General features: G+C 54.0%; 1 protein-coding gene. It reads left to right on the top strand.

Features of this window, described 5'->3' with window-relative positions:
* Positions 1 to 157: 157 nt before the first annotated feature.
* Entirely contained in the window at positions 158 to 13,942 is a 13,785-nt protein-coding gene (locus K0H81_RS01640) for a retention module-containing protein (protein ID WP_350354829.1), read from the top strand.
* Positions 13,943 to 14,028 lie beyond the last annotated feature (86 nt).

The raw sequence follows: 14,028 nt of genomic DNA, 5'->3' as shown, positions 1-14,028 counted from the left end.
ACAAACTGCGAGTACACCTTGGCTTTAGCATTATTTGCGCGTCAAAAAATTGACCACTGTACAGACTATTGATAACATTCGATACTTGGCGAAAAAACGCGCTAACAGTTGCAACATATAAAATCAAGTTGTGTCATTTAATTCTGCGGGGGCAGGTATGAAATCGTTAGTTACAACCAAAAATGGACAAGTAATAGGTGTGAAAGGAAAGGTTTCTTTAGTCACAGAAACCGAGCAAAAAGAAGTAACTATCGGTGAAATGATTCCCGAAGGAAGCACTATTCTCATTGCTGAACAAGCTGATTTAGAACTAGCATTTGCCGATGGCACCTCTTTTACAAGCCAAAGCCTCAATGACACTACGGCCGCTGAAGCTGATGCATTAAATGAAATAGAACAACTTCAAGCGCTCATCGCCTCTGGAGAAGATCCAACAGCTGAATTACCAGAAACCGCAGCCGGCAACACAGCCGCCAGTGAAGGCGACTCTGGCTTTATATCGGTAAGCAGAACTGGCGCCCAAACACTCGCTGGTGCCGGATATACTACATCTGGATTTTCTGTCGAACAGCCAACCGTCCAAGCGTTTACCGTTAGCAGTGATGACGCCCCTACCATTACCGCTAATGACACAAATACCATCGCAGAAGATGGCGTGGCAACTGGCAACGTTTTAGACAATGATGTTGATTTCGATACCGAATTGTCAGTCGTTACCTTTACTGTCGACGGTCAAACCATCACTGCGGGCACCACAGTCGAAGTGGAAGGCGGCAGCCTGGTGATCAACACCGATGGCTCTTACACCTTCACACCAAACCAAGATTGGAACGGCAGCGTACCTGTCATCACCTACACCACCAACACAGGTGAGAGCGCGACGCTAACCATCAACGTCACCCCGGTAGATGACCCATCTATACTGGCCAACGACAGCAACACAGTTGCAGAGGACACGGTGGCAAGCGGTAACGTACTCGACAACGACAGTGATATCGACAGCGAACTATCAGTCGTGAGCTTCAGCGTCGACGGTCAAACCGTCACTGCGGGTACCACAGTAGAAGTGGAAGGCGGCAGCTTGGTGATCAACGCCGACGGCTCTTACACCTTCACGCCTAACGACAACTGGAACGGCAACGTGCCCGTAGTGACCTACATTACCAATACAGGTGCCACCGCCACTCTGACCATCGTCGTTACCCCAGTGGACGATGCCACCAACGCCGTCAACGACTTCAACACAGTGGCCGAAGATACGATTGCCAGCGGCAACGTTCTCGACAACGACAGTGATGTGGATGACACGCTGTCCGTGGTCAGCTTCGAAATCGATGGCAATAGCTATATCGCTGGCAACGTCGCCACGCTCGACGGCGGTATTTTCTTCCTTAACACCGACGGCTCGTACAGCTTCGTTCCGAACGAAAACTGGAACGGCAACGTGCCCGTAGTGACCTACATTACCAATACAGGTGCCACCGCCACTCTGACCATCGTCGTTACCCCAGTGGACGATGCCACAAGTGCCGTGGATGACTACATCAACGTACCTGAAGATACCGTGGCCAGCGGTAACGTACTTGACAACGACAGTGATGTAGATGACGAACTGTCCGTGGTCAGCTTCGAAGTGAATGGGAACAGCTATACAGCAGGTAGCAGCGTCGTACTCGACGGTGGCACTCTGATGCTTAATGCTGATGGTTCTTACAGCTTTACTCCCAATGCCGACTGGAATGGCTACGTACCTGAGGTGACCTACACTACTAACACCGGTGCCACCGCTATCCTGACTATCTACGTTGACCCTGTGGACGATGCCACCAACGCCGTCAACGACTTCAACACAGTGGCCGAAGATACGATTGCCAGCGGCAACGTTCTCGACAACGACAGTGATGTGGATGACACGCTGTCCGTGGTCAGCTTCGAAATCGATGGCAATAGCTATATCGCTGGCAACGTCGCCACGCTCGACGGCGGTATTTTCTTCCTTAACACCGACGGCTCGTACAGCTTCGTTCCGAACGAAAACTGGAACGGCAACGTGCCCGTAGTGACCTACATTACCAATACAGGTACCACCGCCACTCTAGCCATCGTCGTTACCCCAGTGGACGATGCCACAAACGCGGTCAATGACTTTAACACCATAGCCGAGGACACTGTTGCTAGCGGCAACGTACTCGATAACGACAGCGATATCGACAGCGAACTATCAGTCGTAAGCTTTAGCGTCGACGGTCAAACCGTCACCGCGGGCACAACAGTTGAAGTGGAAGGCGGCAGCCTGGTGATAAACGCCGACGGCTCTTACACATTTACGCCAAACGACAACTGGAACGGCAGCGTACCTGTCATCACATACACCACTAATACTGGTGATAGTGCGACTCTGACCATTAATGTCACCCCGGTCAACGATAACTTCACCGATGACAACGAAGTCATTAACGTCAATGAAGACAGCGGCGCCACCACAGGTAATGTGATTGATGGCAGCAGCGTCGACGGTGAGCTGAGCGTGCAGAGCTTCAGCATCGACGGCGTTGACGGCCCATTCACCCTGGGTCAGGCAGTCACCATCAATGGCGTCGGCAGCTTCACCCTGAACGCTGACGGCAGCTACAGCTTTACCCCGGCCGCCAACTACAACGGTCCGGTACCAGTGATCACCTATGTGCTCACCGACGGCTCAAGCACCGACACCTCAACCCTGACCATCACGGTTGATCCGGTCAACGATGACTTCACCGATGACAACGAAGTCATTAACGTCAATGAAGACAGCGGTGCCACCACAGGTAATGTGATTGATGGCAGCAGCGTCGACGGTGAGCTGAGCGTGCAGAGCTTCAGCATCGACGGCGTTGACGGCCCATTCACCCTGGGTCAGGCAGTCACCATCAATGGCGTCGGCAGCTTCACCCTGAACGCTGACGGCAGCTATAGCTTTACCCCGGCCGCCAACTACAACGGTCCGGTACCAGTGATCACCTATGTGCTCACCGACGGCTCAAGCACCGACACCTCAACCCTGACCATCACGGTTGATCCGGTCAACGATGACTTCACCGATGACAACGAAGTCATTAACGTCAATGAAGACAGCGGCGCCACCACAGGTAATGTGATTGATGGCACCAGCGTCGATGGCGAGCTGAGCGTGCAGAGCTTCAGCATCGACGGCGTTACCGGCCCATTCACCCTGGGTCAGGCGGTTAACATCAATGGCGTCGGCAGCTTCACCCTGAACGCTGACGGCAGCTACAGCTTTACCCCGGCCGCCAACTACAACGGTCCGGTACCAGTGATCACCTATGTGCTCACCGACGGCTCAAGCACCGACACCTCAACCCTGACCATCACGGTTGATCCGGTCAACGATGACTTCACCGATGACAACGAAGTCATTAACGTCAATGAAGACAGCGGCGCCACCACAGGTAATGTGATTGATGGCAGCAGCGTCGACGGTGAGCTGAGCGTGCAGAGCTTCAGCATCGACGGCGTTACCGGCCCATTCACCCTGGGTCAGGCGGTTAACATCAATGGTGTCGGCAGCTTCACCCTGAACGCTGACGGCAGCTACAGCTTTACCCCGGCCGCCAACTACAACGGTCCGGTACCAGTGATCACCTATGTGCTCACCGACGGCTCAAGCACCGACACCTCAACCCTGACCATCACGGTTGATCCGGTCAACGATGACTTCACCGATGACAACGAAGTCATTAACGTCAATGAAGACAGCGGCGCCACCACAGGTAATGTGATTGATGGCACCAGCGTCGATGGCGAGCTGAGCGTGCAGAGCTTCAGCATCGACGGCGTTGACGGCCCATTCACCCTGGGTCAGGCGGTTAACATCAATGGCGTCGGCAGCTTCACCCTGAACGCTGACGGCAGCTACAGCTTTACCCCGGCCGCCAACTACAACGGTCCGGTACCAGTGATCACCTATGTGCTCACCGACGGCTCAAGCACCGACACCTCAACCCTGACCATCACGGTTGATCCGGTCAACGATGACTTCACCGATGACAACGAAGTCATTAACGTCAATGAAGACAGCGGCGCCACCACAGGTAATGTGATTGATGGCACCAGCGTCGATGGCGAGCTGAGCGTGCAGAGTTTCAGCATCGACGGCGTTACCGGCCCATTCACCCTGGGTCAGGCGGTTAACATCAATGGTGTCGGCAGCTTCACCCTGAACGCTGACGGCAGCTATAGCTTTACCCCGGCCGCCAACTACAACGGTCCGGTACCAGTGATCACCTATGTGCTCACCGACGGCTCAAGCACCGACACCTCAACCCTGACCATCACGGTTGATCCGGTCAACGATGACTTCACCGATGACAACGAAGTCATTAACGTCAATGAAGACAGCGGCGCCACCACAGGTAATGTGATTGATGGCACCAGCGTCGATGGCGAGCTGAGCGTGCAGAGTTTCAGCATCGACGGCGTTACCGGCCCATTCACCCTGGGTCAGGCGGTTAACATCAATGGTGTCGGCAGCTTCACCCTGAACGCTGACGGCAGCTACAGCTTTACCCCGGCCGCCAACTACAACGGTCCGGTACCAGTGATCACCTATGTGCTCACCGACGGCTCAAGCACCGACACCTCAACCCTGACCATCACGGTTGATCCGGTCAACGATGACTTCACCGATGACAACGAAGTCATTAACGTCAATGAAGACAGCGGTGCCACCACAGGTAATGTGATTGATGGCAGCAGCGTCGACGGTGAGCTGAGCGTGCAGAGCTTCAGCATCGACGGCGTTACCGGCCCATTCACCCTGGGTCAGGCGGTTAACATCAATGGTGTCGGCAGCTTCACCCTGAACGCTGACGGCAGCTACAGCTTTACCCCGGCCGCCAACTACAACGGTCCGGTACCAGTGATCACCTATGTGCTCACCGACGGCTCAAGCACCGACACCTCAACCCTGACCATCACGGTTGATCCGGTCAACGATGACTTCACCGATGACAACGAAGTCATTAACGTCAATGAAGACAGCGGTGCCACCACAGGTAATGTGATTGATGGCAGCAGCGTCGACGGTGAGCTGAGCGTGCAGAGCTTCAGCATCGACGGCGTTGACGGCCCATTCACCCTGGGTCAGGCAGTCACCATCAATGGCGTCGGCAGCTTCACCCTGAACGCTGACGGCAGCTACAGCTTTACCCCGGCCGCCAACTACAACGGTCCGGTACCAGTGATCACCTATGTGCTCACCGACGGCTCAAGCACCGACACCTCAACCCTGACCATCACGGTTGATCCGGTCAACGATGACTTCACCGATGACAACGAAGTCATTAACGTCAATGAAGACAGCGGCGCCACCACAGGTAATGTGATTGATGGCACCAGCGTCGATGGCGAGCTGAGCGTGCAGAGCTTCAGCATCGACGGCGTTGACGGCCCATTCACCCTGGGTCAGGCGGTTAACATCAATGGTGTCGGCAGCTTCACCCTGAACGCTGACGGCAGCTACAGCTTTACCCCGGCCGCCAACTACAACGGTCCGGTACCAGTGATCACCTATGTGCTCACCGACGGCTCAAGCACCGACACCTCAACCCTGACCATCACGGTTGATCCGGTCAACGATGACTTCACCGATGACAACGAAGTCATTAACGTCAATGAAGACAGCGGCGCCACCACAGGTAATGTGATTGATGGCACCAGCGTCGATGGCGAGCTGAGCGTGCAGAGTTTCAGCATCGACGGCGTTACCGGCCCATTCACCCTGGGTCAGGCGGTTAACATCAATGGTGTCGGCAGCTTCACCCTGAACGCTGACGGCAGCTACAGCTTTACCCCGGCCGCCAACTACAACGGTCCGGTACCAGTGATCACCTATGTGCTCACCGACGGCTCAAGCACCGACACCTCAACCCTGACCATCACGGTTGATCCGGTCAACGATGACTTCACCGATGACAACGAAGTCATTAACGTCAATGAAGACAGCGGCGCCACCACAGGTAATGTGATTGATGGCACCAGCGTCGATGGCGAGCTGAGCGTGCAGAGTTTCAGCATCGACGGCGTTACCGGCCCATTCACCCTGGGTCAGGCGGTTAACATCAATGGTGTCGGCAGCTTCACCCTGAACGCTGACGGCAGCTATAGCTTTACCCCGGCCGCCAACTACAACGGTCCGGTACCAGTGATCACCTATGTGCTCACCGACGGCTCAAGCACCGACACCTCAACCCTGACCATCACGGTTGATCCGGTCAACGATGACTTCACCGATGACAACGAAGTCATTAACGTCAATGAAGACAGCGGCGCCACCACAGGTAATGTGATTGATGGCACCAGCGTCGATGGCGAGCTGAGCGTGCAGAGTTTCAGCATCGACGGCGTTACCGGCCCATTCACCCTGGGTCAGGCGGTTAACATCAATGGTGTCGGCAGCTTCACCCTGAACGCTGACGGCAGCTACAGCTTTACCCCGGCCGCCAACTACAACGGTCCGGTACCAGTGATCACCTATGTGCTCACCGACGGCTCAAGCACCGACACCTCAACCCTGACCATCACGGTTGATCCGGTCAACGATGACTTCACCGATGACAACGAAGTCATTAACGTCAATGAAGACAGCGGTGCCACCACAGGTAATGTGATTGATGGCAGCAGCGTCGACGGTGAGCTGAGCGTGCAGAGCTTCAGCATCGACGGCGTTACCGGCCCATTCACCCTGGGTCAGGCGGTTAACATCAATGGTGTCGGCAGCTTCACCCTGAACGCTGACGGCAGCTACAGCTTTACCCCGGCCGCCAACTACAACGGTCCGGTACCAGTGATCACCTATGTGCTCACCGACGGCTCAAGCACCGACACCTCAACCCTGACCATCACGGTTGATCCGGTCAACGATGACTTCACCGATGACAACGAAGTCATTAACGTCAATGAAGACAGCGGTGCCACCACAGGTAATGTGATTGATGGCAGCAGCGTCGACGGTGAGCTGAGCGTGCAGAGCTTCAGCATCGACGGCGTTGACGGCCCATTCACCCTGGGTCAGGCAGTCACCATCAATGGCGTCGGCAGCTTCACCCTGAACGCTGACGGCAGCTACAGCTTTACCCCGGCCGCCAACTACAACGGTCCGGTACCAGTGATCACCTATGTGCTCACCGACGGCTCAAGCACCGACACCTCAACCCTGACCATCACGGTTGATCCGGTCAACGATGACTTCACCGATGACAACGAAGTCATTAACGTCAATGAAGACAGCGGCGCCACCACAGGTAATGTGATTGATGGCACCAGCGTCGATGGCGAGCTGAGCGTGCAGAGCTTCAGCATCGACGGCGTTGACGGCCCATTCACCCTGGGTCAGGCGGTTAACATCAATGGTGTCGGCAGCTTCACCCTGAACGCTGACGGCAGCTACAGCTTTACCCCGGCCGCCAACTACAACGGTCCGGTACCAGTGATCACCTATGTGCTCACCGACGGCTCAAGCACCGACACCTCAACCCTGACCATCACGGTTGATCCGGTCAACGATGACTTCACCGATGACAACGAAGTCATTAACGTCAATGAAGACAGCGGCGCCACCACAGGTAATGTGATTGATGGCACCAGCGTCGATGGCGAGCTGAGCGTGCAGAGTTTCAGCATCGACGGCGTTACCGGCCCATTCACCCTGGGTCAGGCGGTTAACATCAATGGTGTCGGCAGCTTCACCCTGAACGCTGACGGCAGCTACAGCTTTACCCCGGCCGCCAACTACAACGGTCCGGTACCAGTGATCACCTATGTGCTCACCGACGGCTCAAGCACCGACACCTCAACCCTGACCATCACGGTTGATCCGGTCAACGATGACTTCACCGATGACAACGAAGTCATTAACGTCAATGAAGACAGCGGCGCCACCACAGGTAATGTGATTGATGGCACCAGCGTCGATGGCGAGCTGAGCGTGCAGAGTTTCAGCATCGACGGCGTTACCGGCCCATTCACCCTGGGTCAGGCGGTTAACATCAATGGTGTCGGCAGCTTCACCCTGAACGCTGACGGCAGCTATAGCTTTACCCCGGCCGCCAACTACAACGGTCCGGTACCAGTGATCACCTATGTGCTCACCGACGGCTCAAGCACCGACACCTCAACCCTGACCATCACGGTTGATCCGGTCAACGATGACTTCACCGATGACAACGAAGTCATTAACGTCAATGAAGACAGCGGCGCCACCACAGGTAATGTGATTGATGGCACCAGCGTCGATGGCGAGCTGAGCGTGCAGAGTTTCAGCATCGACGGCGTTACCGGCCCATTCACCCTGGGTCAGGCGGTTAACATCAATGGTGTCGGCAGCTTCACCCTGAACGCTGACGGCAGCTATAGCTTTACCCCGGCCACCAACTACAACGGTCCGGTACCAGTGATCACCTATGTGCTCACCGACGGCTCAAGCACCGACACCTCAACCCTGACCATCACGGTTGATCCGGTCAACGATGACTTCACCGATGACAACGAAGTCATTAACGTCAATGAAGACAGCGGCGCCACCACAGGTAATGTGATTGATGGCACCAGCGTCGACGGTGAGCTGAGCGTGCAGAGCTTCAGCATCGACGGCGTTGACGGCCCATTCACCCTGGGTCAGGCAGTCACCATCAATGGCGTCGGCAGCTTCACCCTGAACGCTGACGGCAGCTACAGCTTTACCCCGGCCGCCAACTACAACGGTCCGGTACCAGTGATCACCTATGTGCTCACCGACGGCTCAAGCACCGACACCTCAACCCTGACCATCACGGTCACCCCAGACAACACCGATGTGGCCAACGATACGATCACCGTGGCAGAAGACACAGTTGCCAGCGGCAACGTGCTGAGCAACGATGAGGCCGGCAACACCAGCGTGGTCAGCTTCACCCTCGACACCGACGGCAACGGCTCACAAGAGAGCTTCACTGCCGGTGACAGCGTCACCCTGGCGGGCGGCGTACTGGTGGTCAACAGCGATGGTAGCTACAGCTTCACGCCAAACCAGGATTGGAACGGCAGCGTACCGGTTGTCACCTACACCACCAACACCGGTGAGACGGCGACCCTGACCATCACGGTCACCCCAGACAACACCGACGTGGTCAACGATGCGATCACCGTGGCAGAAGACACTGTTGCCAGCGGCAACGTGCTGAGCAACGATGAGGCCGGCAACACCAGCGTGGTCAGCTTCACCCTCGACACCGACGGCAACGGCTCACAAGAGAGCTTCACTGCCGGTAACAGCGTCACCCTGGCGGGCGGCGTACTGGTGGTTAACAGCAATGGTAGCTACAGCTTCACGCCAAACCAGGATTGGAACGGCAGCGTACCGGTTGTCACCTACACCACCAACACCGGTGAGACGGCGACCCTGGCTATCACGGTCACCCCAGACAACACCGATGTGGCCAACGATGCGATCACCGTAGCAGAAGACACTGTTGCCAGCGGCAACGTGCTAAGCAACGATGAGGCCGGTAACACCAGCGTGGTCAGCTTCACCCTCTACACCGACGGCAACGGCTCACAAGAGAGCTTCACTGCCGGTGACAGCGTCACCCTAGCGGGCGGCGTACTGGTGGTTAACAGCGATGGTAGCTACAGCTTCACGCCAAACCAGGATTGGAACGGCAGCGTACCGGTTGTCACCTATACCACCAACACCGGTGAGACGGCGACCCTGACCATCACGGTCACCCCAGGAGTCGACGGCGGCAACAATGTTGACCTTATAGTCGATGATGCCAACACCCAAGGCACTGCAACCGACAGCGACAGCGCAGGTTTGAGCTTCACTGCAGGTGCTTACGATGTAACAGGTTTTGCTTTTGGCAACATTGGCGATATCAATGTCAGCGGCCTTGATGCAAACATTAGCTGGAGCCTAGATAGCTCGGGTAACCTGATCGGCAAAATCGATGGCAATGCAGTACTTCAACTTAGCCTATCGGGTAGTAACATCAGCGCAGGTGCGACAGGTACTGTTACCGTCTCAGTGACTCTACTAGACAACTTACCGCATGGAACCAGTGTCGATGAACTTGTCATTAACGGCATTACAGTCGTTGCGACTGATGCCGCCAATGACACAGCTACAGGCACAGTATCAGTGAAGGTTATCGATGATGGCGTCACGGTCAATCCACTAGACCTTGCCGGTGATAACGCCGCAGGTATCTATGATGGTGTTATAAATGTAGACGGCGCAGATCAAGGCTTTAGTGCAGACCTCTCAGGTAATATCTCAGGCAGTGGCGCATTCTCTGACTCAGGCATTACTGCCGGTGGCTTGACCGTGTTCTACTATGTCGATCCGGCCAATCCAGGCATACTCATTGCCTACTCGGATACCAGTGGTACACCTTCGGCTTACGATTCAGGCAACGGTGCACAATCGGTGATCTTTACCCTATCTATCGATCCGAATAGCGATAGCTACCAGCTAGATCTGAAGCATGCCATCGATGAACTCAGCACAGTGACAGTAGCCAACATGAGTGGTGGTAAAGGCGGTAACACGCCTGCAGCCTATGTGATGGCCGATGGTACAATTTATAACGATATTAATGATGTAACGAATCCAAATGACATTACATTCACTTTAACATCTACATCGGGCAGCATTGCAAGTACCGTCAATGGCAACACCAATGGTTTCGGCGCACAAAACGCCTGGGTCGACCAAGGCGAAGCACTCATCATCGACTACGCCAATGAGGTAGCCTCTGCTTCGATCAACTTTAGCGGTGCCACCTATATCCATTACAAGGCCTACGATGCCAATGGCAACTTGCTGGGCGAAGGCGACATTACCAGCGGACAAACCATTGGGAACCTTGGCGAAATTAGCTATATCGAAGTGTCCACCAGTGCGCAAGGGGAGCATTCCAACTTCCAGTTTACCGGTACGTCGGCTGAGAATATCGTCAGCTCGACCGTGGATGTTGATCTCGACTTTGTGGTCGATGTGACCGACAGCGACGGCGACACCTCAACAGGTTCTATCCATGTCGATTTGGATGCACCAGGCAGCACGACGACGGCTCCAACTGCGCTGTCCTCGAATGCTGTATCTATGCTGAGCGAAGCCGATCTTTACAAAGATGGCGCCGAGTCAGACGTACAGACACTGCGCTTCAAGTCTGGCAGTGAGTCGATTACGGCATTCCAGTTTGGCGATACGGACAACATTCATATTTCTGGCGTCAATGCGAAGATTAGCTGGTCATTTAACGATGAAGGACAGCTCATCGGCACCTTCATGGGTAAAGAGGCTATCCGTCTCACTCTCAATGGTGACCGTATCGAAAGTGGTGAAGAGGGAAGCGTTAGCGTAACTGCCGAACTATTGGCCTCTTTCCCACATAATGTGTCGACCGAGAATCTAGTGATTAGCGGCATCAACATTGTCGGCGTCGATGCTCTGGGACAGAAGGCCGTTTCCACTATCACTGTCTCTGTCAGTGACTACGCAGAAGCAGTGAATGATAGTGTTCGCGGAACAGAAGATCATGACCTATCTGGTAATCTGCTCACCAATGATATCGATCCTGATGACGAGTTATCTATCGTTAGCTTTAAGCTATCAGGCAATACATATCAGGCAGATGGCGGCACCATTAACCTTGCTGAAGGCAAACTGAGTATCCACGCGGATGGGCGCTTTACGTTCGAACCAAATCTGCATTGGAGTGGCACGCTGCCACAGATTGAATATCTCACCAATACGGGTGACACAGCTATTCTCGATCTGAATGTCGTGGCTGTCGCCGATGCACCTATACTGAGCGCAAGTACTGGTGACGTAGTCCAAGGCGAAGTCGCCCTGGATATAAATGTGGCACTCGTCGACAGAGATGGTAGTGAGTCACTGACAGACGTTACCATTCAAGGCGTTCCAAGTGGCGTCTCGCTATCCGCCGGCACACTCAATGCTGATGGCAGCTGGACAGTCGCAGTTAACCAACTGGGCAACCTCAGCATCAAGGCGGCCGATAGCTACAATGGCGACCTGGAATTCACCTTGACCATTAAGGCGAGCTCAGTTGAACAAAGCAACTCTGATAGCGCCTTTAGCCAGACTACTCTAGATGTTTCACTGAGAAACTACCACTATGACAACGGCACCGATGGCGACAACGTGATCAATGGTGGCGAAGATAATGATGTCATCGTCAGTGACACAACTGGCATACAGGTAGTACACGGCGAAAACTACAATGTTGCGTTTATCCTGGATTCGTCAGGAAGTATGGGCTCGAACCGAATTGAATCAGCTAAAGACCAGCTACTTCAGGTCTTCAATACTCTAAAGGCCAGCGTTGGCGGTGCGACTTCCGGTACTGTGAACGTATTACTTGTCGACTTCAATAGCGGCACTAAGGCACATGTGGCCGTTAATCTAGCCGATTCAGATGCTATCTCTAAGTTAGAGAGCGTACTGAACGAAATCAGCAGCGACAATGGCAGAACCAACTATGAGGCGGCATTTGAGACGGTTATCGATTGGTTTAGCCATGGCTCGGCCGCATCGAACACAGGAACCAACCTCACCTACTTCATCACAGACGGTGAAACCAACAACTACAACGTTAATGCCGATCCTGAAGATGTGTGGGTTTATTATACCGATAATTACAGAAGCGGAGACGATAGAACCCTATCAGATCTTCTTAATGATTATATTCCAGGAAAAGAGTTAACTTATCGCGGAAAAGTGATAATTGACGAATACGGCAACATCAACTATTGGTCGGGCTATTCAAGATACGATATGGATGGTCGCCAAATTGGCTCTATCAGAGTAGACGAAAATGGCGACTACTATGTCGCGAAGATCGCCTCTGGATACAGTAATGGTAATGGTACAGACGTCACGGCAGAGTCTGAAGCATTGGCTGCCTTCCAAGTGCTAAATACCCTGTCTAACGTGGAAGCTATTGGCATAGGCAGCGGTATCAGTCTAAACAAGCTTACCCCTTATGATTCAGACGGCAATGTAGCCACCAATATCAATGTGAGTGACCTGGCGAGCATTATCTTAGGTTCTAAGGAGATGCTACTTCAGGGAGATGACACTGTTAACGCTGGTGAAGGTAATGACATTGTCTTTGGCGATCTCGTACAGTTTGACGGCATCGACGGCCAGGGCTACGCAGCGCTGCAAAAATATGTGGCATTGCAACTGGGTGAAGATGCTTCAACCGTTACAATCCAAGATGTTCACGAATTCGTAGCAGCCAACCCTGGGCTATTCGACACCTCACGCGACCATGACGGCGACGACATTATTGCCGGCAACCAAGGGGACGATATCCTCTTCGGTCAAGGCGGTGATGATGAGCTTCATGGCGGTAGCGGCGATGATATGCTGCTTGGCGGTCACGGTAGCGACATGCTGATTGGCGGCGCCGGCGAAGATATCCTCATCGGCGGCCTGGGCGATGACACTCTAACCGGTGGCACTGGTAAGGCCGATGGCGAAGCCGATACCTTCGTTTGGCAGCAAGGTGATACGGGGACCGACCACATTACCGATTTCGATATCAACCAGGACAAACTGGATCTGAGCGATCTGCTCCAGGGAGAGAATGGCGGTAACTTGGAAGACTACCTGCACTTCACCGTTGATAATGGTTCAACCACCATCGAGGTTGATGCTAATAACGACGGTCATGTGGATCAGACGATTGTTCTCGACGGTGTCGACCTGAGCCATCTGGGCACAACCGATGGTCAAATCATCAACGGTTTATTGGGCTCAGAGGGTAACGGTGCATTAATCGTAGATAATGCCAACGTGAACCAGGCGGCTTCGAGCTTTGCCGTACCGACAACCCAAGACGATGATGGTCAGATCCAGCATCTAGTACCTTAATCAAGGTCAGTAACAAATGGCACCAACTAGTTTCGGCTAATTGGTGTCATTTTTACTTTGGTGATGTTTTGGTATTACTTCTATAA

This window comes from Shewanella halotolerans (assembly GCF_019457535.1).
In the GTDB taxonomy this organism is placed as follows: domain Bacteria; phylum Pseudomonadota; class Gammaproteobacteria; order Enterobacterales; family Shewanellaceae; genus Shewanella; species Shewanella halotolerans.
Note: the sequence above shows the minus strand (reverse complement) of the source record. Positions and strands in the feature narration are given on the sequence as shown.

What these genes read in the sequence shown, in the direction of transcription:
- K0H81_RS01640 (WP_350354829.1), top strand. Translation starts at nt 158, where the DNA reads ATGAAATCGTTAGTTACAACCAAAAATGGACAAGTAATAGGTGTGAAA.